We start from the raw sequence: 21,263 nt of genomic DNA, 5'->3' as shown, positions 1-21,263 counted from the left end.
CCAAGAGCATGACTCAGTCGACACTATCGCATCACACGATTCCCTACGTACGGAGTATACTGCAATCAAAAAAAAGAATTACTTCGGCCTATCTCAAACCGGACGTATACGACATCGATTTATCAAATTTGGTGAGAATCCCGCTGGCGGTCGTCAGGGAATGCGTGGTGATATCCTCACTCTGTTCGGTCGAACCGAGGCCGACCCATCCCGTATACACATACTCGTTACCGGTGTTAGGGTCGTACATGGGGATCTCGAACGCGAATATGTCCTCTATCGCCCGGCCCTCCTTGATTGACGCATCCATTCCCGCCGATGCGTCACCGATCGAATCGATCGCACTGATGTGGTGATTCAGTTCCACGCCGGGATCGGCACTTGCCATGATGAAGCGGGCGTCCGAGGTGGTGGTCACGTCGGCGCTGGTCATCCCAATCGAACTGCTCGCCTCGACAGCATTGCAGAATGCAGGCGAGAACGACCCCGCTCCATCGGCGAACGGGCAGATATATCCGCCCGAACCGATCGCACCAGGTCCCGGAGCAGTCGTATTGAGCCCTACTCCGAACCTTCCCGCAAGCGACGGGTTGCCGGAACCGTGAACGGATATGAAGTCATCGGAGAGCACCTGGCCCCCGGAATCGCTGTTATAAGAGATATGCTTGGCCGCCACGATATTGGACTGCCCGGCGGGAACATCTCCTGTGGTGAGGTCGAGGTCTTTCACATACCCTATCGCCCCCACGCCGCCTGAAAATGTGTCTTCACTATAGACCGATTCGTAATACACGGCTCCCGTGGCCTCGCCCTGGGCGATTTCAACCAGCGGTTGGTAGGACACCACATCGATAGTACCCGTACTGCTGCTCTCCCCAAGCGGCGGGATCCCTGAGAGGCCCTTGAGATCATCGGTGATCTGCAGAACAAGATCCGAGGTCTGGGAGAAACTCCCGTATGCCGTGATCACGGTGTGTGTAGTGAAATCCTGCGCTTCAGGAACCTGGGAAATCCCTGTGTCCGCCAGGGCTACTCCCGTACAAAGAGCCATAAAAATGACTAGGTATATGCATCTCTTCATGCCTGCACCCCCTTATAAATGGTTCGCGACCTGCTAGTAGATGCGTCGTGATTTCAGAGTATTAATCTACCGTTTCTTTTCTGAATCCCCGGTTTTTCTGGAGTTTTTTTATGCCGGATTTCCTGTACGGAATACCCTCACGCGACCACCCGCTCTGCACCCCGGACGCGATGCCGGTCACATTCCGGGGTTCCCCCTGATGGTGCCCGGGTCGGCTCAGCTAAAATACAAAAAATAAGGATGCAATTCAGATTCTGGAATTATTCCGGGAGAATTTTCACCCTTCCCGTTCCACGACGAACGTGACCTTCACGATCGCCCGGTACTCCACGATTTTATTTCCTTCGACTTTCCCGTCAAGGTCTTGCACGTACACTCCCTTGACGTTCCTGACCGTCTTTGCGGCCTCCTTGACCGCGTTCGCGATCGCATCGTCAAAACTCTTCGGCGAGCTGCCGATCAGCTCGATTACCTTGGCCACGGTGGGCTCGTGTGCTTTCGCCATTTCCTTCCCTCACCCCTGTGATACCCTGCAGCATATATGAAGGTTTCCCGGGAACAGCCGCTCCTGTCACAAATCCGAAATAACATGATCCGATAATTCGAATGTGGCGGGAGCAGGGATAATCGATAAGGGGAATCATCTCCCCGGGGAACGTATGTCGCCTGCACTCGAAAAATGATGAATAAAAGTCAACCCTCATGAGGTCATACTCCCCGGGTACTTTTCCCGAGAGCCAATCACCCGGGTATCGTCTTGGAAGAGGTTCCTACTTCTTCATCGCTTCGGCCCGCATCTCCTTCGGCATCAGCTCGATCGCGTACCGGAGTGCGGTCCTCGGCATCACCGCCCTGTTCCGCACCACGTACTCGAATACTTCCTGCTGATGCTTCCGGCTCGCCTCCTTCAGGAGCCACCCGTAGCCCTTCCGGACCATGTCGTCCGGGTCGGTCAGCACGATATCGGCGAGCGCGAAGGCCTCGTTCAAAAACTGCCCCCGTTTTGCGGGCACGATCAGGGATACGCAGGCCGCCCGGCGCATCCACCGGTTCGGCGACCTGGCCCACCGGTAAAGCGCTCCGACCCGGTCGGGATACCTCATCATGAAGTCCCCCACCGCATGGTTGCAGAACCCGTCACAGGAGGCCCAGTTGGTGATCCAGGTGTCGATCCATCGCGAGAAGACCGCGAGGTCCTCCGGTTCGAACCGGTCGGAGAGCAGGTGGGCCCATGTGGAGACGATGAATGACTCCTCGATATATCCCGACCGGTAGAGCTCCTCGCAGAGGGAGAAGATCTCCTCCTTTTCACGTGATTTGACCTCCTTCCAGTACTTCTTCGCGATCTTTTCCACCGTCGCGGTCTTCATCCCGTAGGAGGTGATCTCCTCCCTGAAGAACCGCTGCGAGGACTTCCGGATCTCCGGGTCGGCGTGTTCGGCAAGTTCGGTCCTGATGGCGGCGATGACCGGGTCCATGGGATCAGGTGAGAGGTTGATGAGGATAAGGGATGTGAAACGTGGAAGGACTCATGGCCTCCCCGGACGAATAGTGTTCCGGAGGAGTATCATGGTGGAGTTCACTCCTGAACAACCCGGAACGCACGATTCCCGCCGGGCGGATCTCCTGGGTAAGGTACTGCACCTGCCGGACCTGGTCCAGTACCAGGAAGGGACGGTCGCGAGCAGGATGATCGTCAACCGGAAGGCGGGGAGTATCACCCTCTTCTCCTTCGACGAGGACGAGGGGCTCTCCGAACACACCGCACCCTACGACGCGGTGGTCACGATCCTCGACGGGGAATGCGAGGTCTGGGTCGCGGGGACTACCTCGAGGATGAAGGCGGGAGATACCATCATCTTCCCGGCGAACGTCCCCCACGCACTGTCCGCGATCACGCGGTTCAAGATGATGCTGGTCATGATCCGGGAGTGACAATGGCGGGGAACGAGAAGGACGGGTATTACTGCTCGATCTGCGGCGGGATCCCAGCCGATAAGGTCGGCACGAAAAGGATTATGATCGACGGAAAGGAGACCGGCATCGAGAACCTGGATTTCATCATCGAACAGGTGCAGGCGCTCCACCTTGCCGAGGATGCTTCGATCACGGCCGAGATCGTAAAGCGGGTAAAAGAGTTCAACTACGTCCCCACGAAAAAGGAAGCCCTGTACGCCGAGGCCCTGCTCCGGGAATACCGGGACCGGACACCCCGGTAGACTCCCGCACCCCGCAAACGGCCGTAGTATATCGGGCGTGTACCCTTTCTCATAACATAAGTCCCCGGAAGCACGGGGGCCGGATAACGTGAAGGCAGTACCCGAAACCCTGTACACCCTGCTCTCTAGAACACATAGGTCGTCCCCACGGTGTTCAGCACGAACTGGCCCGGCATCTCTTTTGCGATCCGGGTGATCGCCTTCCACCCGGTGCAGTGCATAGGGACCACGAAGTGCGGTCCGATCTGCTGCAGGGCCTCGATGGTCGGGGGGATGACGGGGTCGAAGAGCGGTCCGCTCAGGTGGAACCCGCCGAGCACGGCATGGACCCGGTCGGTCCCCATCAACCGTATGGCGTGCATCACGGTGTTGACGATCCCCGCGTGGGCGCACCCGGAGAGCACCACGAGCCCCTTGTTCTTCACGTTGATGACCAGCGACTGGTCGTCGGGGAATGTATCCGGGGTCCAGGTGCCGTCGACCTTCATCTCCGTCCACGAGACACTGCCTTCGAACGGGGTGGTCCGTTCCACCTCTCCGGTGCAGAGCACGAGCCCCGAGGCGTGGAGTTCGGGTACCCGGGACTTCCGGAACACCGCACCCATGCGAACGAACTCCTCCTCGTCCATCCGGGGGAGAAAGGACGGTCGTTCCGGGAGGGGGAGGTTGATCCGGCGCTCGAAGAAGGCGTCCGGGTGGACGGTGACCGGTATCTCCCGGCCTACCCGCGAGAGGAGCCCGGGGAGCCCTCCGAAATGGTCCCAGTGCCCGTGAGAGAGGACGACCTCCTCGATCGCATCGCAGTCCACCCCGAGCAGGTCCGTGTTGTGGAGAAAGCACGTCGGGGAGATCCCGGTGTCCATGAGCAGGCAGTGCTCCTCGCTCCCTTTCCGGACTTTTACCAGGCAGGACAGCCCGTGTTCGGCGAGCGGTGCGAGGGGGCGTGGTGCCTTGAACCGGCGGACGTTCAGAGACTCCTCCTGCATAAGGAGGTCGGTGTAGTTATCGGTGATGACGGTGATCTCGACGCGGTCCGCCTGGCGTAACGTCTTCCTTGACATGGTGGGGCCTCGGGGTATTCGGTGACCCGGGCAGTATCGCAGTGATAATTCGGGGTGTTCCCGGTGCTGGGGTTCACCACGGACCCGGTACAGGAATTAGCGTTATCGGTCGCACCAGAAAAACGTTTGGAGGAACTCCCGCCCCGGGCCGGTAAAACCGGGCTGCCGGAGAAGTTCCTCTAGAGGATCTTCGTCTCCTCCGTCGGTTTCGGCACCTTGATCACCAGGACCCGGAACACCGCACCGCTCTCGTTGATCCACCGGTGCGGAACCCGGGCCGGGCTCTCGATCAGGTTATCCTTCCCCACCGTGGCGTGCACGTCCCCGATCTCCACGGTCCCGGTCCCTTCCAGGACATAGAAGAGGACATCGACCGGAGTGATGTGCTTCTTCAACGATTCCCCGGGCTGCAGGGTGATCATCACCACCGCGGCGTGAGGGTTCTCGAACAGTTTCCGTGCATCGACATGGTGAGGGTTCGGCGAGCTCGGCATCTTTGTGGCGTCGATAATCTGCATGGTACCTGGTATCCCGGTGTGACGGGATACCTTATGAAGAGCGGGGTGAACTCCTCCGGGAAACCGCCTCCGCCCATTCCGGCTTTATCGGACCCCCGACATCCCCGGCCCCGATAGTGTACCAGAGCGACCGCCGGGCCGGCAGGGGATCTCACGGCAGATACCCCCGTGACTTCCAAAAAAGGGCCGCTCCCGGGAGACAGGGGCCTGCCCGGCGTCCCGTTCACCAGGACCGTTCCCCGGGATGCATCTCTCCCCGTGCCGCCCGTCGAGTGCATTGCAAAGTATCATGAGCATCCCCGGACCAGATCGCTAAGTACGGACCGGGGGGAATATACTGAGAGCGTTCTATCGGAGATATCCACTTTCCTACTACCTCATCGGTGCGATCTTCCTGATCCTGATGGTTGCCGTCATCGGCCTGATCGGCATCAGCTACCTCACGACCGAGCAGACGCTCCGCGAGAACGCCCGGACACTTGAGCTCCATACCGAGGACCACCTCGCCGCCGTGTTCATCACCAAGGAAGAAGGGCTCCGTGTCTTCGACGAGAGCCTGAACAAGCGGATGGAGGAATCGTTTCCCTTGTTCGTTGCAGAATACGAACGTTCCGGGCGCGACCCCTCGAAGATGGACCTCGAGGCCGTGAAATCGGCGCTCGGAGGGGATATGGAGCTCATCGTGATCGACGAGCACTCGACCATCCGCTACACCACGTACCCCCGTGAACTCGGTCTGAACTTCGAGGAGTTCGCCCCTTACTTCGCCGAATACCTGCAGAAGATCCGTCTCTCCGAGGGGGTCTTTCCCGACCGGATCGTGAACGAGAAGAGCACGGGGACGTGGAAGAAGTATGCCTACATGCCCACTCCCGACCACCGGTACATCCTGGAATTCGGGCTTGCCGTCGATTACCCCTCGATCTCGACCTTCCGGTTCCTCGACAGGGAACTCATCGACCAGGTGGAACAGGACAACCCCTACGTCGAGAACGTGAGGGTGTTCGACAGCACGCTCCGCGAACGGGTGAACGATACCTCCGTGGATATCACAGACCCCGCCTTCAAGGAGTTCCTGGCAGGAGTTCTCGCCAACAGGACCACCGTGGAGGTCCAGAGCGCGACGCCGGGGGAGACCACCCGGTACCTGTTCATCGACCTCCGCGATCCCAGGTACGGTTCAGATGTGAGCCGGATTGTCGAGCTCACCTACAACGACCTCCCCATCCGGGAGGCGCTCGCCTCGAGCGTATCATTCTATCTCTCGCTCGGGGCGATCGCCTTCATATTCTGCGGTCTCGGTGCGTTCGTCGTTATCCGGACCTTCACCAGGCCGATCGGCAGGATGGCGGACGACGTGGACAGCATCGCTGCCGGGGACCTCGACCACCCCCTCTCCCCCCCGCTGGGACAGGAGCTGCTGAAACTCGAGGAGAGCGTAACCGCAATGGTTTCCCGGTTAAAGACCATGATCGCGGAACTACGGGAGAGCGAAGAGAAATATCGTACCCTGGTGCAGAGCGCGAACAGCATCATCCTCAGGTTCGATACCGCCGCGAATATCACGTTCATGAATTCTTACGCACTGAAGTTCTTCGGGTATTCGGAGGATGAGATCCTCGGGAAGAACCTGGTAGGAACAATCGTACCTTCCATTGACAGCAGTGGCAACGACCTTGGGACGAAGATCCACGATCTCTTCGTGCATCCGGAACAGTACGAAGCGAGCGAGAACGAAAACATCAAGAAAGACGGGAGCGTGGTGTGGATATCCTGGACGAACCAGCCGCTCCGGGACCAGGAGGGCGCAATTATCGGGATCCTCTCCATCGGCAACGATATCACCCGGTTAAAGCAGGCCGAGCGGGAGATCCAGACCCTTAACAGCGAGCTCGAGCAGCGGGTCGCCGACCGGACCCGGCAGCTTACCGAGGTGAACCGGAACCTCGAGTCCTTCACCTACTCGGTCTCCCACGACCTCCGGTCCCCGCTCCGGGCGATCTCGGGCTACTCCTCCATCCTGCTCGAAGACCTTGCGAATATCCCCGAAAAGGAACGGAGGTACCTGGAGATGCTCCGCCAGAACGCCCACGAGATGGGGAGGCTGATAGACGACCTCCTCAACTTCTCCCGCCTGGGCCAGCGTTCCCTGCAGATTACAACGATCCATCCGCAACCGTTCATCCGGGAGATCCTCCAGGACCTGCGCGAGGACCCCGCCGCCAGCAGGGTGCAGTTCATCATCGGAGACCTCCCTCCCTGCAGGGCGGACCCGGTGCTGATGAAGCAGGTCCTTACAAACCTCCTCTCGAACGCGATCAAGTTCTCCCGGATGCGGGAGCACCCGGTGGTGGAGATCGGGGCGACCGAAAAGGACGGCTGCAAGGTCTTCTTCGTCCGGGACAACGGGGTGGGGTTCGATATGCGCTACGCCGGCAAGATCTTCGGGGTCTTCCAGCGGCTTCACAACGCCGACGAATACGAAGGCACCGGCGTCGGCCTGGCCATCGTGCACCGGATCATCGAACTCCACGGAGGGGTCATCTGGGTGGAGTCCGCCCCGGACCAGGGGACCACCTTCTATTTCACCTGCGCCTCGGAGTCGTCGGTTGATTCGTGAATTCGGGTGATAATTCTCATATACCGTGAAGTCTACAACGTTTCATGAATGCCGGAAGGATAGGGGACCTGTTGTTCAACCCGGATTCTTTCTTTTCGGGGCTTGATCAGAAAAAACCCGATCTTTTGGTACCTTTTTGCATTATTTTGGTGGGCGGGCTGGCAAACCTGGCCACCAGCCTGGTGTACGAGACAAATGTGTACTGGTATATCCTCAGAACGCTGTTGTTCACGACAGTCCCGGAGATGATGTTGATCCTCCCCTTTTTAATCTGGGTCCTGGTTGGCACGGTGCTCTTCGTCGTCGGAAGCTGGATATCGAAGACCGGATCCTTTAGGGTAACCCTCGCGAACACAGGATATGCGATGGTCCCGCTTATCATTCTCGGCGGCATCATCGATATCAGCATCTTCACGGTGCTACCGGCGACCCGTTTTGATTTCCAGGCCGGGGCCTCTGTAGCCCTCATACTCTTTCTTATCGTGATCGTCTCATTCTTCTGGACCGGATATCTGCTGGTCTTTGGGGTCCGGAACGCCCATTCGTTGTCCCAGTCACAGGCATTCAACGTCGTGATTATTGCACTTATCCTGGTGATTCTTATCGTTTCGACCCTCGATCTGGCGATCGTCGGGATCGGTGCCGGGGCGCCACCGGGATAGCGAAGGTCTTTTGTAAAAAAAGGAACGGGGGGGCCGGCCCGAACCGTGCTCCGGGAAATCTCTCCGGACCGAATCGCCCAGATTTCACTGCATATCGAGAAAATCCTTATCAATCCTGGATTTTGATAAGAAATCGTCAGGTATTTATCAATTCTTTCACCACAGTACCGTTATGCCGAAGTACTGCCCGGAATGTGGCGCGGAGCTGATCAACCCCGATGCCGAGATATGCCCGACCTGCGGGGGAAGGTTAAAACCGGTCCCCATGCCGGAACAAAAAAAGAACCCGGTCATCGCCCTGATTCTCTCGATCATCGTGACCGGCCTCGGCCAGGTCTATAACGACCAGCTGGGAAAAGGGATCCTCTACTTCGTAATTGCGCTGATCTGCGGGCTGCTCATCTTTGTGCTTATAGGGATCATCCTCCTCCCGATCTGGTGGATCGTCGGGATCGTGGATGCCTACAAGACGGCTGAACTGATCAACCAGGGCAAGGACGCGTCCGGATTTATCAATATTTAACCGGGCCCGGCCGGGTTTTTTCTTTTCACCGCTGCCTGCCCACCAAAAAGAAAAGGGCCGGGGGTTACTGCTTCACCGTGTCTTCCACGATCTTCCCATCACGAAGCCGGATAATCCGGTGGAAGTACTCCTTGTGCCAGTCCTCGTGCGAGACCATAACGATAGTCTGGTCCTGCTCGTCGTTGATCTTTGCGAACAGGTCGAGCACGGTCCGCGAGTTCTCGGTGTCCAGGTTCGCGCACGGTTCGTCGGCGAAGAGGATCTCGGGCCGGTTCACCATGGCCCGGGCAATCGCCACCCGCTGCTGCTGCCCGCCGGAGAGCTCGCCCGGAACGTGGTCCCTCCGGTCGTAGAGCCCGATCTCCTTCAGGATGTCCCTGGTCGCGGCCACATACTGCTCGGGGGTGCGGTCGTGGCGGAGCATCGCCGGGAGACAGACGTTCTCCGCGACGGAGAGCTCGGCGACGAGGGCGTAGTCCTGGAAGACGTACCCGAGCTTGTAGAGCCGGAACATGGTCTTTTCATAGTCGTTCAGTGTGCGGACGTCAATCCCGTCGATGGTGATCTTCCCGGCCGAAGGTTCGTCGAGCAGGCCGAGCATGTGGAGGAGCGTGGTCTTCCCGCTCCCCGAGGGCCCCATGATCCCCACGAACTCCCCCTTGCCGATCTCGAGGTCCACGCCGTCGAGGGCTTTTACCTCAACCGCGCCCATCGGGTAGACTTTCCTGAGGTTCTCTGTCCTGATCATAGTCATGCCCTCATTGATTTCTGGATGTCTTCCTGCGCAACCCGCCAGGCCGGGACATACCCGGCGATCCCCGCCGCGAGGAACAGGATCAGGGAGTTCGTCAGCATGTCCATCGGTGTCAGGTACAGGGTCGCCGACCATTCGGGGGTCACGATGGGATTGATCGACAGGTAGAGCGCGAGCAGCGAGGTAATGAGGATCCCGAGCGCGATGCCTGCGAGGGCCAGGATAATGACCTGGAACCCGTAGCTGTGCATGATGACCTCTTTCTGCACCCCGATCGCCTTCAGGATCCCGATCTGCTTCCTGTTGTTCAGCGTCTTGATAGTGATCACGATGAACAGCACCACCGTGGTGATGATTACCGAGACGATCAGCGAGACCATGTTGATGATGGCGAAACTCTGGAGCACTCTCCCGACACCCTTGGAGAGCAGGTCCGCCGTGGTCTGGACGTTCTGGGAGACCCCGTACGCCTGGAGCTCGTCTTTTACGAACTTCTCCGTGTACCCCGGCTTGATCTTCACGGTGATGTAGTCCGCCCGGTCGAGCGCCTGGCCTTCCACCAGTTCCATATCGCTCATGGTGGTGTAGACCGTGCTGTCCGAGGAAGCCCATCCCGTCTGGTAGATCCCCTTTATCCGGTAATCCTTCGTGTACCCGTTCCCGTACTCGATGGTGATCGAGTCGCCGACCCGGACCCCGCCGAGCGAGGGCTCGAACTCGTCCTCCTGCCGGACCGAGGCGTCTCCGGCGACCGTCTTCCCGATGATCACCTCGCCCGTGTCCCCGTCGCCGAGGTACGTCCCGGCGATCATCTTGGTATAGAGCGGGGAGACGTACTTCTCGTCGGAGGGGTTGATCGCCCGCACCCCGACGGAGAGCACCCTGTCCCGGTACTTGAGCGTGGCTCCCTTGGTATAATGCGGGGTCGCCCGCTCCACCCCCGGCATGTGGTTGATCAGGTCGAGCGTCGCGTCGAGGTCGTTGATGTACTGGTCGCCTGCCTGGGGGCTGACCAGGACGTTTCCCACCTCGTAGTCCACGATCTGGGTGGTGATCCCCTGCCCGATCCCGTTGAAGAGCCCGGGGAGGAAGATCATGTTGGTGAAGCAGAGCGAGATGATCAGCACCGTCATGAAGGTGCTCGCCCGGCTTCCCCTCTGCAGTGCCCGGAGTGAGAGCAGGAACGCGACTTTCAGTTCTTTTTTACCCATGGAAGGGCCCCGTTCCCGTTCTTACGGGGGATGTACCAGTAGCGGTAGATGACAAAGCCGCCCGCGAGGATGATGATGATCGCCATCACGATCGCCCCGGTGTAGTCCTGGGGGGTGACCCGGAGGGACATGGGGCTGGTCACGGTATGGGTCCCCAGGTCGTCGGTGTAGGTGATGGTGGTATTGTACTCGTAGGTGCCGCTCTTCCCGCCGTCGAGCATGAATATCGCAGGGGCATCGTTGCCCGGCTTGATCTTCCCGATGAAGGACTGCTTCGTCCCGGTCATGGGCAGGTCGATGGTCGCGGCCACCTGCTTTGCCTCGCCGGTCCCGGTGTTCTCGATTCGGATAGTAATGTCGAACGGCTCACCGGCGGCGACCCTCCGGGGACTGGTGTCCACCGAGACAAAACCCAGCTCCGACTCGCCCTTGATGGGCACCTCGATCACCTCGTCCTGGTGCGCAGGAGTCCCGTCGGGCAGCTTGTAGTCGATGGCGAGCATGATCTTCGCGAGCCCCACCGGCACGTTCCGGTCGGTGATGAACGAGAGGGTCACTGCCTGCTGTTCGCCGCCGTTTATGGGAGCAAGCGAGATGGTGTTCGGTCCCACGGCACCGAGGGAGGTGCTGGAGGTCGAGGTGGTAAGCACGATGTCGCTCGCCCGGATCGCCCCGGCGTTCGTGAAGGTCAGGTTCACGGGGAAGCGGTCCCCGGGGTTCACGCTCTCCGGGAGCTCCTTGTAGACCACGAGGGTCGGGCTCTGCATCACGTACTGGTCGGCGTTCACGTTCACCGGCACGGGGTAGCGGACGTTCTTGCCGCCGTTGATCTCCACCCATACTTCGGGGAAGTAGAGCCCTTCCGTTGCAGGTGCCTGGATCGAGAACGTGACATCGACCGACTGCCCGGGACCGATCGCCCCGAAGTGTTTGAAGTTCCCGTCGATCACTTTGATCTCGGTTCCCACCAGTTGCACGCTGTCGATCTGCGCCGGGATATCGGTGCTCTTCGTGGTCTGGAACTCTCCCGCGGGAGAGACCCCGGAAGATTCCTTCAATACTGCGGTCCCGGCGGTATTGGTGAGGGTGACCTGTATCGTCCCGTACCCGTTCGGTGCGAGCACCGAGGGGGTCACCTTATAGCTGGTGACCACCACGGTAGGACTATCTGCGGCCGAGACCGGAATGGCGCATGCCGCCAGCAGGAGCAGGAGTGCGACTGCTCCGGAGATTACTATACGATTCTTGTCTGTTCGAGGGTGTTTCATGTCAGTTCAACTCTTTTTGCAGGCCCCGCCCCTGCGCAGCCGCACGACCCGTGCGGTCGGTATCCCGCCCGACCCGGACGGGGGGGCGGTGAATTACAAGAGGTTGTAACTTCAAGTTTAATAAGGTTACCCAGAGTAAAGTTATTAATACTTCAGGTATAGAAATTATTACCCAGGGGAGAAATATTTGGCGCGGATATATCCCGAATACAAGGACGAGGTCCGGAAACGGATCGTGGTCGCGGCCCACGATATCTTTCACGAGAAGGGCTATGCGAACACCAAGATGTCGGACATCGCGGTCGCGATGGGCGTGACGAAACCGACCATCTACAACTACTTCGACACCAAGGAGAACCTCTTCATCGCGGTCGCCGAGCACGAGCGGAGGCTGCTCGAGGAGCTGATCCTCCAGTCCTTCTCCGGGCGGGACTTCGTCGAAGGTGCGGGGATATTCTTCGATAACGTAATGGGAGAGTTTTTGAGCCACATCGGGCCCGAGAGCGTGGCAATCACCACGAGGGACGAGAACCTGAAGTCCATCATCGTGACCGACCGGGAGGAGTTCCTCAAGGTGGTCGCCGGGTTCCTTGCCGAGCGGCAGAAGGCCGGGGAGATCCGGGAGGATGTCGACGTAAGAGTCCTGGCCTGCACCTTCAATGCACTCTTCCAGGGCCTCCTGATCTATGCCATGCAGGGGATGGATATCGACGAGCTCCGCACGGTCTGGAACACTACGGTACGGAAATTGACGAGAATCGGGTGAGGGTTCGGACTTTTCGTATCGCTGACAGGGTGAACTCCCAAGGTACACATGACCGGTCCGCGGCAGTGCATTAATGACTATTTCCGGAATTTCTTTTCTTCACTGATCTCCGATTATTTACCTTGTCTTCCGTAATCCCGATTATTCCCGCAAGCCGCGTCCGCCGGATCAAACCCGCACGATTTATAGCAGGTTCATCCCGAATATTGAACCAATGGCGGAATCACTCCGGCGGGGCCCGTTCTATATCCTGCTGGTCGCGGTCTTCCTCGGCATGCTCGGCCTGGGCATCGTGCTCCCCCTTCTGCCAGTTTTCGTCGAGGAATTCAATGCAAGCCCTTTCTGGGTAGGCGCCCTCTTTGCAGGCTACGGGCTCTCCCGAATCATTTTCACTCCCTCCATAGGGAGCCTCTCAGACAAGTACGGGAGAAAATGGTTCATCACCGGAGGACTGGGGCTCTATACCCTGGTCTCGATCTGGTACATCTTCCCGGGATCCATATACGAGCTCTTCGTGATCCGTTTCATCCACGGGATCGCCTCCGCACTGATCAGCTCGGTGGCCATGTCTTACGTAGGGGATCTGACCCCAAAGGGACAGGAGGGGCTCTACCAGGGGAGGTTATCGAACGTGTTCTACCTGGGGATGGGAAGCGGCCCGATCATTGGCGGGGCAATCTACAGTGTAGCGGGATTCACACCGGTCTTTATCGTGATGGCCATCATGTCCTTCATCCCGTTCCTGTTGTGCATCAGGATGCTCCCCGAGTCGAAACCGGAATTCCGCACCCCGCCGAAACTGTGGAGCGCGTTCTGCCATCCCCGGATGCAGGCCAACCTGTTCTTCCGGTTCATGAACACCTTCGCCTATTCGGCGTTCATGGTCTTCATCCCGGTCCTCGCCGCTACCCAGTACGGGTACTCCACCACCCTGACCGGACTGGTCATCGCCTTCGAGGTCTTTTCCATGGCCATCAGCCTGGGCTATTTCGGGAAGATGGCGGATTCCGGCAGGTATAAGCGGTCGCATATGATCGTCATCGGCACGCTCCTCGTCTCATTCGGGACCCTGGCGTTGATATTCGTGAAATTCCTCCCGGTGGTGGGGATAGTCGCAATCCTGATCGGGGTGGGCAACGCCATCGCCATCGTCGCCGCCACTGCCGTGGTGGCCATCGACGGAAGGGAACTCGGCCAGGGCGTGGTGATGGGAGCGTTCAATACGGCGATGAGCATCGGGATCGTGGTCCCCCCGCTGATTTTCGGCGTCATCCTGACCTTCTGGGGGATCGATGCGGTCTTCCTTATTGCCGGGCTGATCACCCTCGCATCCCTCCCGTTCTTCTGGTGGCTGGTGCTCCGCAGCCGGAAGTGGTTCGCCACCCGGGCGGCTGCGTGCGAACCCGGCTCCTGACCGCGTGAGGTGAAGGGCATTCCCTGTCCTTTTTTATTGTTCCCGGTCCTGCCGCCACCAGGCACGAATACCGAGCGATCCCCTTCATTTATACTGAAAGCCTGAAAAAATCGGAATGTACCCGTCGAAGCCCGCTCACGAGGCAGACTACCATTTCCTTTCAAAAAAAATCCGGGAAACAGCGGCGAGAATTTCACAACAGATATCGGTCCCGGGGGAGAGGGTATGTCTGGTGAATTCCACGTGAAAAATCCCTTGATTCTCTTCATTTTCGTGTGTATCCTTAGTGCACTCTGTCTGGCCACGGCTGCCTCGGCGGCCGCGGTCACCGCGTCGATCTCCACGGGCCCGGCAACGGCGGGGAACGTATCGTCCCTTGAGTCGGAAGGCTATGCCGCCATTGCGACTGATGACTGGCCATGGCTGCTCTCCATTGCAGAGAACGGCACCGCCCTGGACCCCGGAAACCCGGTCTTCTACGCAATGAAAGGCTACGCCGAACGGAAACTGGGCGATTACCCTGCGGCTCTCGCCGCCGATACGCGCTCGATCGAGATCCAGCCGAACGCCGTCCGGTATACGAACCGGGGCATAACGTACCTCGCCCTCGGGAACTATACCGCGGCACTCTCCGACGGCCAGGCGTCCGTCGCCCTGGACCCGTCCTTCAGTGATGCCTATGCCCTCGTAGCCCTGGCGTACCTCGGGCTGGACCAGCCCGCAAAGGCCCAGGAATCTATGGACCAGGCACTGGCATTATTCCCGGATTCCCCGAGTTACTGGCATTACCAGGGCAGGATCGCCCTTGCAGCCGGGAACTGCACCCTCGCGATCTCGTCGCTGGAACGTTCGATAGCGCTCAATCCCTCGTACAGCCTTCCCTGGCCGACCATGGCGAACGCAACCGAGGATCTGGCGACAGCTCGCGAGAAGTGCGGGACTACGGTCCCCGCGACAGGCACGACCGCGGGTAAAGCTCCGCTGGGAGTGGCCGTCGTCATCCTTGCGGCGGCGGGGGCCCTGCTCGTTGCCGGGAGACGATAAGCGGACCCGATGCACGGTCTGGGTCAATCGGGACACCTCTTTTTTGGGAGGGAACCTTTCTTCCTTTTTCTTCCCGGTCCGGCGGAACCTGCCCTGCGGTTTTCGGAACCCTGAAAACCGTGTCCCGGGCGAGATCCCCCTTCAGCAGTACGATTTCCCCGTCCCTATCAGCTCTCCGGTCGCATTATTCGCGGAAGAAAGGATCCCGTGGGCTGCCTGGTAGGTCTCGTAGTAACCCATAATGGCGGAGATATTGTTCACCGCATCGAGGGCCGTATAGAGGACGATCACCCCCATCAGGATCATGGATACGACCCCGAGCTTCTCGTTCTGACGGAAGACATACGGAATTGCGACCATGACCGCCACCATCGCGAAGATTCCGAGGAACATGCAGGGGATCATCCCGATTGTCCAGAAACACTCGGCGCTCACCGAGTTGCACTCGATGAAATGTTTCTGTACCGACGCAAGATAGAGGGTGCTCGCGGATGATACGGTGGCAAAGAACACCGCGGAGCCGATGAACACCCAGTAGCGACGGTCGAATTTCACATCAAATAGTACTACCAATACTAAATATGTACTTAGGAGTCGAGCGGTCTATATATCAGTGAAATTGTTTGAATCATCCAGAATATTTGGCTTTGAATATGATACCAAGAATCCGAATACTGGAGATTAATCAATGGATACTGACTTTTCCAGCACAATATTTCTTTTTAATCCACCTAGGAGAATTATTTCCCAGACGCGTGCTCGAACTGCTTCCCCTGACTTGGTGGAATTGACAAAATATCGATCTATCTTCATGCTTTGAATGACAACACAGGACCTATCACCCATTCAATTTAAATATCCAATATTGATAAATTCCATATTACCAGAAGGGGACTGCCATGGGAGACAAAGACTCTTTTCAGGAATTGTTGTTCTCTGAGAAATATGTTATTCTGAAAATACCCAGGGAAGGCATTTCACCGCTTATGATTATAGGAAGAGAAGAACAGGGAGATGAATTTGAACTGTTCGGAACAATTGAAGATATGTTTACGAGCGAGCAGGCGCTTCCAAAAATCGGGGAAGATAATGTGGCAGTTAATATCTCTGGTAAGAATACAGGTCGAGTAAGCCTTTCACTGGGCCTTAAACTCATGAATACATTTCTTGAAGCGTTTCAGGCGAAGATGGGGATCAATGTATCAAGTGAGAAAGCCGATACAGCGGAGATTATTTTTTCAGATGTTTATTCGAGTATGGTGATGCCCCTCCAGGTCAGACATTATGTAACAAATGCATCACTTAGGTATGAAGAAGACCGAAAATTGCTGGACCCTAAAGGAAAAACATTCGTGATAACTGAAGTGCTCAAGACCGCACTTGTAAAAATAAAAATATACGATCGTGATGGAAAATCAGTCGGGATGGAAGGGGAAATAGGAACCCCTGCTTCCGGGCACTTCTCTGCCGAAAAGGATAATGTGAAAGAGAAGATATTATCCTATGAAGGCGATAAGAAGGTGATTTTCGCATTTAGAGCGATTCCCATTTGGTATGACGGAAATAGACCTGTGGTCGGCTGTTTTACCATTAGAGGGCACGACGAGGATCCAAAGGTCGAATATCTAAGCGTACCCCCCGATTCCAGTATCACAATTATTTAATATCGCATATTCACTTAATCCGAATCGGGCAGTTCTTCTATCCCTGACAGCGGACCAGGATCGCCTTGACAGATGAATGGTCCCCAGAAAAACGGATGGGGATAGGACTTTCTAAGCGCAAGTTTTGCTTCACGAAGAGCATCGGCCTTTGGAACCCCCTGTTGAATCCTGCGATAAAAATCCATCATTACTGTGCGGGTCGAGTCTTCTTCCACACTCCACAGACTCATTACGAGTGTCTTGGCTCCGGCAAGTATGAAAGCCCTTCGAAGGCCAAAGACACCTTCTCCTTTCTTTACTTCTCCCACTCCAGTCTCGCATGCCGATAGGACCACAAGATCTGTCGCTGTAAGGTCAAGACCCGTCACATCCTCTCCATTTAGGAGCCCATCCTCAGCTTCAGGAGGTAAAGTCCCGCCTCTCGCCCATGTATTTACACCCGCCAGGGCAAGTCCTGACCGAAGAAGCGGATTCTCTAGCCTGGACAGTCGTCTTAGATCAGCCTTTTCCGAAGTAGATTCATTTTTCGTGTCATCATATTGATTTTTAAGGAAGAATCCATGTGTCGCGATATGGAGGATATGAGGGGAAGATCTGCTTTTTATTTTCCCTTCGACCGCATCCAGTCCGATGAGTGGGTTTACGTTCAGCATGGATGCGATTTTTTCTCCTTCCACCTTCGATTCAGGAAGCGGATCAAAATGCAGACGCTCTCTGTCTATGTCCCGCGAAATTCTCTCCACTAGTTTTCTCTGGCCAGGATCCTGAAAGGTATTCTTGAACGACGCCGTTGATAACCCAGTTTGTTCATCCCCTTGAGAAAGATCATACGCTGGATTCGCGATCACCAGTGGTTTTCCCACTTTTCCCAATCTCCGGGCAGAGAACCGGATGATATCCCTCCCCACGCTGATGTAAAATATATGAAATTTATCGATGAGGTATTCCCCTTCTGTTATGGGCAGTGCATCAAATGAGAGCAGATTCAACTCTCCATCTGGTGCGATTATTAGATTCTGAGTATCTCCAATCAGGGGGACCAGGGGGTTGATAATTTTTCCATAGAGAGCACCTCCAGACGCGAGATAATTTTCATCCAACTCAGCACATGCGGTCTGGAATTGGAGGATAAGTGAGTTAATTTCATCCGCTTTCCCAAGATCTTTTACCTGGACTTTCCCTGGTTCTCCGTACTTTATAATAAATACACCATATCTTGCCTCTAACCACTGTGGTTCGCCACGGGAGGGTAATGCTGTGAAATCAAAGGGATCGAAACAAACGAATTCAAGAAGAACGGATTCAGGAGGAAGATTTTTGTCAATGTCTTTTTGATCGGTATCCGAGAGATGCAATTCGAATTTCATTTCAGGTGCGTTATCAGCAAGTTCAAATTCAATTCGTTCACTCTCGGCCTTCCATTCTTCCAATTGCCCATCCTGTTGATCAGAATGATCAATTCCCGGACTTGCGAGAATTGTTTGAGCAATCTGCATTTTTAACTCACGCAATCTGCCAAGCTGTTCTCTAAATTGAGGATATTTTCCTCCAAGGATGGCGTCTCTTTGAACCGCGAACGCTTCGGCACCAATAGCTTTTCTTTTAAGAACCAGCTCATACGCTCTTGATAGCGCGGGGGGTGATTGAGAGCAGAAAGAAAAAATCACGGAAAGAAATTTGTCGTAATTTCCTCCTATACTATCTAAAAATGATAATCTTTGTTGATCAGAACCAATAACCAGTACTTGTTCAAGAAGTTTGGTTTCGGTTTTGTTTGCGATATTCATCAGTCTATAACCCTCATCAATCCGACCCGTCGCAATGCACAGATCTGCCAGATTATGAAGGAGCTGAGTATAATCCGGATGGTCTTCACCTAAGGCTGACTTGTATATCTCAATTGCCTCCCGAAGTGGTGGTTCCGCAGCCTGATAATGACCCATATGTCTGGATAACCAGGCCTGTGTATTCAGGCATCGAGCATATTCCAAGCTATTAGCCCCATTTCTCCTCCAGATTTCCATGGATTTCTGGAGTGGATCCTCAACCGATTCATAATCTCCACTCTCCAAATATAAATTCGCAAGATTATACAAGAATAAAGCATATTCAGGATGATTTTGACCCAGAGTCTTTCGTACTACACTGAGTGACTTTTGAAAATAAGTTTCAGCTTCTCTATAGTCACCCATATCCTGGTAGACCAATGCAAGATTGTTCAAATCTATTGCAATATCGGGGTGATCTTCTCCAATTGTTTTTTTATGGATATTGATTGCCCTAAATATTAGAGGTTCGGCTGCTTTGGCATTTCCCATTTCTCTGTATAACTCAGCTAGATTGTTCAGATATGTTGCGTGATCTGGATGATCTTCACCGAGTGTCTTTCTGACGATTTCTATTGTCTGCCTGATCAGTGGAACTGCTTCTTCATAGTTACCCAGACTTCGATACAACATTCCCAGGTTGTTCAGGCTCATTGCATAATCCGGGTTATCCTCGCCGAGCTCTTTTTTCCTTATTCCGATAGCCTGCTTATACAGAGATTCTGCGCCTTGATAATTCCCTTTTAGCTGATAAATTGAAGCCAAATTATCGAGGGCCGTCGCGTAGTCCGGATGGTCCTCAACTCCGTATTGTTGCCAGAGGGTTATTGCCTGGTTAAATAAGGATTCTGCCGTCGCATAATTACCAACCTCCAGGTGAATGTATGCCAAATTATTCAGGGCAATCGCATAATCCGGACTTTCCTTTCCCGAATACTTGCTGATATCTTCGAGTACCCCATCTGCGAGCGGCAAAGCTTTCTTAAAATTTCCTTTTTCAATTAAGGATAAAACAAGGTCGCAACGGTTTCGTAGATCTCGTTCGGAGGAGTTCTGCATCCCACCTGATTCTGAAGATTCCCGTGATTCATCCTTTCTTTTCAGCCAAGAGAAAAAACCCACGTTGTACTTCCCCCACATTTGATTTGAAGTATTTTGGCCTTGATATACGGTGAATACTAAGACTATTTTAATATATTCTGGCCATCAGTTGTCTGTTCAAGGGCCGCTTGAAAATTATTTATTGGCCAAACCCCGGCGCAGTGAAACCAAAAAGACTCTATCGTCCCGGCCCCATCCTTCAGGTATGAACGGGGATATCAGGACGGCGGTCGCACTCGGGGCAGTACTCGTCCTGCTTGTCCTCTCGGCCGGCTGCGGGGACTACGTCCCCAACCGGGACGTCATCGTGGTGAAACTCGCCCCTGACGGCTCGATGGAATGGATGAAAGTCCTGGATACAGGGTTCGATGACGACGCGTTGTCAATCGCAGAACTAGGAGGCGGGTCCCTTCTCGTCGGGGGGCAGAGCTCGCGGACGAAATATTATGACTATTACGCCAGGCTGGTCCGGCTCACCCCCCGGGGAGAGGTGGTCTGGTCACGTGAGTTCGACGGGCCGCTCTCCGGCGGGATCACCACGCTGGTCCCCGGGCGGGACAACGGGACGGTGGCGGCAACGCTGTACGGTCAGGTTCTGCGTGTAACCGGGGATGGCACGACAGTGTGGGAGGTCCCTACGGATATCGCGATGGTCTGGTCCGCCGCTCCGGCAGAGGACGGCGGAGTGGTTATCGCAGGCCAGAAACAGGACCTGATACCTCTCGGGTCGGGGGTTGACTACGGACCGGACGGGACCATCACACTTCGGGAGGCGCGTCCGGATGAGGGGATCCCCACCCCCGGCTGCACCGTGACCATGGTCCCGGGCGTAGGAGGTGAGGTACCGGTGACCATGTGCACCGGCGAGACAATTTCCGTGTTCCAGGCGTCGGTGGTGAGACTGGACCGGGAAGGGAATGTCTCCTGGGAGCGCTCGTTCGGGGCGTACGGTATGGAAAGCGCCTGGTCCATCGTTGCGACCGGAAACGGGACGTTCCTCATAAGTGCATATGGCCGGGCTGACCCGTATCACTCCTTCACCTCGGAGAACATACTCTATGCCGCACTGCTCGACGGGAACGGCTCGGTCATATGGGCGAGAGAGATAGAGCAGACAGATTATTTCCTTCCTGCCGCACTCTCGCGGACCCCGCAGGGATACCGGGTGATCGTCCCGAACATGATGGAAAAAGACGGGTCAATCGATATCAGGCCGGAGGTGGTCGATCTGGACGGGGAAGGCGGCATCGTCCGCAGACTTCCCCTGGATGCGAGCCCTGAGACGATCGAGACCCGCGACGGCGGGTTCGTATCCGTGGGGTTCGGGGTGAACGGGGGCGATCTCGGCTTTTCCGAATCGGTGTACGGACGATCCGCGGGGTTCCATCTCCTGAGATTTTCCGGTAACGGCACCCTGGAACGGGACCAAAAAATACCCGGAGTGACTGCCAATTATGTCAGGAAGGTCATCCAGACCTCTGACGGGGGTTACGCCGTTCTTCTCGTGAAGGAGAACCCGTGAACAGAGGCG

At 56.1% G+C, this 21,263-nt stretch carries 20 protein-coding genes; 10 read left to right on the top strand and 10 right to left on the bottom strand.

Features of this window, described 5'->3' with window-relative positions:
* Positions 1 to 88 precede the first annotated feature (88 nt).
* From J2741_RS07250 to J2741_RS07240, 3 genes are all read right to left on the bottom strand, one after another.
* Complete coding sequence (locus J2741_RS07250; RefSeq protein ID WP_209674371.1) at positions 89 to 1,081, bottom strand: hypothetical protein; 993 nt, start codon at positions 1,079 to 1,081, stop codon at positions 89 to 91.
* Positions 1,082 to 1,358: 277 nt separating this feature from the next.
* On the bottom strand, positions 1,359 to 1,586 hold the full coding sequence (locus J2741_RS07245; protein ID WP_209674369.1) for a dodecin family protein: 228 nt from the start codon (positions 1,584 to 1,586) through the stop codon (positions 1,359 to 1,361).
* A 265-nt stretch (positions 1,587 to 1,851) separates the two neighbouring features.
* Entirely contained in the window at positions 1,852 to 2,559 is a 708-nt protein-coding gene (locus tag J2741_RS07240) for a DNA alkylation repair protein (RefSeq protein ID WP_209674367.1), read from the bottom strand.
* A 91-nt stretch (positions 2,560 to 2,650) separates the two neighbouring features.
* On the opposite strand from J2741_RS07240, the gene J2741_RS07235 reads away from it, so the two are divergent.
* A complete protein-coding gene (locus J2741_RS07235; protein ID WP_209674365.1) occupies positions 2,651 to 3,016 on the top strand; it encodes a cupin domain-containing protein in 366 nt (121 codons plus the stop codon).
* Between the two features lie 2 nt (positions 3,017 to 3,018).
* On the top strand, positions 3,019 to 3,300 hold the full coding sequence (locus J2741_RS07230) for an NAC family transcription factor (protein ID WP_209674362.1): 282 nt from the start codon (positions 3,019 to 3,021) through the stop codon (positions 3,298 to 3,300).
* Positions 3,301 to 3,425: 125 nt separating this feature from the next.
* Here the strand turns inward: J2741_RS07230 and J2741_RS07225 are convergent, their stop codons facing one another.
* Positions 3,426 to 4,361, bottom strand: a complete 936-nt coding sequence (locus J2741_RS07225) for an MBL fold metallo-hydrolase (RefSeq protein ID WP_209674360.1) — start codon at positions 4,359 to 4,361, stop codon at positions 3,426 to 3,428.
* Positions 4,362 to 4,540: 179 nt separating this feature from the next.
* Complete coding sequence (locus tag J2741_RS07220; protein ID WP_209674358.1) at positions 4,541 to 4,879, bottom strand: cupin domain-containing protein; 339 nt, start codon at positions 4,877 to 4,879, stop codon at positions 4,541 to 4,543.
* Positions 4,880 to 5,282: 403 nt separating this feature from the next.
* On the opposite strand from J2741_RS07220, the gene J2741_RS07215 reads away from it, so the two are divergent.
* The 3 genes from J2741_RS07215 (at position 5,283) to J2741_RS07205 (ending at position 8,684) form a co-directional block, all read left to right on the top strand.
* A complete protein-coding gene (locus tag J2741_RS07215; protein ID WP_209674356.1) occupies positions 5,283 to 7,499 on the top strand; it encodes a sensor histidine kinase in 2,217 nt (738 codons plus the stop codon).
* A 44-nt stretch (positions 7,500 to 7,543) separates the two neighbouring features.
* Positions 7,544 to 8,161 carry a Yip1 family protein gene (locus J2741_RS07210; protein WP_209674354.1) on the top strand — a complete coding sequence of 206 codons (618 nt, stop codon included), beginning with the start codon at positions 7,544 to 7,546 and terminating at the stop codon, positions 8,159 to 8,161.
* Positions 8,162 to 8,333: 172 nt separating this feature from the next.
* Positions 8,334 to 8,684, top strand: a complete 351-nt coding sequence (locus J2741_RS07205) for a zinc ribbon domain-containing protein (RefSeq protein WP_209674352.1) — start codon at positions 8,334 to 8,336, stop codon at positions 8,682 to 8,684.
* Positions 8,685 to 8,748: 64 nt separating this feature from the next.
* On the opposite strand, the gene J2741_RS07200 is transcribed toward J2741_RS07205, so the two are convergent.
* Genes J2741_RS07200 through J2741_RS07190 form a run of 3 tightly spaced genes read right to left on the bottom strand, consistent with a single transcriptional unit; the run spans position 8,749 to position 11,917 of the window.
* Positions 8,749 to 9,432, bottom strand: coding sequence for an ABC transporter ATP-binding protein (locus J2741_RS07200; RefSeq protein WP_209674350.1), 684 nt, complete (start codon positions 9,430 to 9,432; stop codon positions 8,749 to 8,751).
* Between the two features lie 2 nt (positions 9,433 to 9,434).
* Positions 9,435 to 10,649 (bottom strand): ABC transporter permease, encoded by a 1,215-nt coding sequence (locus tag J2741_RS07195; RefSeq protein WP_209674348.1) that lies wholly within the window; start codon positions 10,647 to 10,649, stop codon positions 9,435 to 9,437.
* On the bottom strand, positions 10,631 to 11,917 hold the full coding sequence (locus tag J2741_RS07190) for a COG1361 S-layer family protein (protein ID WP_209674346.1): 1,287 nt from the start codon (positions 11,915 to 11,917) through the stop codon (positions 10,631 to 10,633). Before J2741_RS07190 ends, J2741_RS07195 begins: the two co-directional genes overlap by 19 nt.
* A 187-nt stretch (positions 11,918 to 12,104) precedes the next feature.
* Between J2741_RS07190 and J2741_RS07185 the strand changes: the two genes are divergently transcribed.
* From J2741_RS07185 to J2741_RS07175, 3 genes are all read left to right on the top strand, one after another.
* Positions 12,105 to 12,683 (top strand): TetR/AcrR family transcriptional regulator, encoded by a 579-nt coding sequence (locus tag J2741_RS07185; protein WP_209674344.1) that lies wholly within the window; start codon positions 12,105 to 12,107, stop codon positions 12,681 to 12,683.
* 214 nt (positions 12,684 to 12,897) lie between these two features.
* A complete protein-coding gene (locus J2741_RS07180) occupies positions 12,898 to 14,097 on the top strand; it encodes an MFS transporter (protein WP_209674342.1) in 1,200 nt (399 codons plus the stop codon).
* A gap of 225 nt (positions 14,098 to 14,322) precedes the next feature.
* Positions 14,323 to 15,141: a tetratricopeptide repeat protein gene (locus tag J2741_RS07175; RefSeq protein WP_209674340.1), complete on the top strand. Its 819-nt coding sequence runs from the start codon at positions 14,323 to 14,325 to the stop codon at positions 15,139 to 15,141.
* Between the two features lie 141 nt (positions 15,142 to 15,282).
* On the opposite strand, the gene J2741_RS07170 is transcribed toward J2741_RS07175, so the two are convergent.
* Complete coding sequence (locus J2741_RS07170; protein ID WP_209674338.1) at positions 15,283 to 15,696, bottom strand: hypothetical protein; 414 nt, start codon at positions 15,694 to 15,696, stop codon at positions 15,283 to 15,285.
* A gap of 344 nt (positions 15,697 to 16,040) precedes the next feature.
* Here J2741_RS07170 and J2741_RS07165 point away from each other — a divergent pair, with 344 nt between their 5' ends.
* Complete coding sequence (locus J2741_RS07165) at positions 16,041 to 16,805, top strand: gasdermin (protein WP_209674335.1); 765 nt, start codon at positions 16,041 to 16,043, stop codon at positions 16,803 to 16,805.
* 14 nt (positions 16,806 to 16,819) lie between these two features.
* On the opposite strand, the gene J2741_RS07160 is transcribed toward J2741_RS07165, so the two are convergent.
* Positions 16,820 to 19,753, bottom strand: coding sequence for a CHAT domain-containing tetratricopeptide repeat protein (locus J2741_RS07160; protein ID WP_209674334.1), 2,934 nt, complete (start codon positions 19,751 to 19,753; stop codon positions 16,820 to 16,822).
* Between the two features lie 184 nt (positions 19,754 to 19,937).
* Between J2741_RS07160 and J2741_RS07155 the strand changes: the two genes are divergently transcribed.
* The gene (locus tag J2741_RS07155) at positions 19,938 to 21,254 is read left to right on the top strand and encodes a hypothetical protein (RefSeq protein WP_209674332.1); all 1,317 of its coding nucleotides are present in this window, start codon (positions 19,938 to 19,940) and stop codon (positions 21,252 to 21,254) included.
* Positions 21,255 to 21,263: the final 9 nt, after the last annotated feature.

The organism is Methanolinea mesophila, from assembly GCF_017873855.1.
GTDB classification, from domain to species: Archaea; Halobacteriota; Methanomicrobia; order Methanomicrobiales; family Methanospirillaceae; genus Methanolinea_B; species Methanolinea_B mesophila.
The sequence above is the reverse complement of the archived record's forward strand: the minus strand, read 5'-3'. Positions and strand labels throughout refer to the sequence as shown.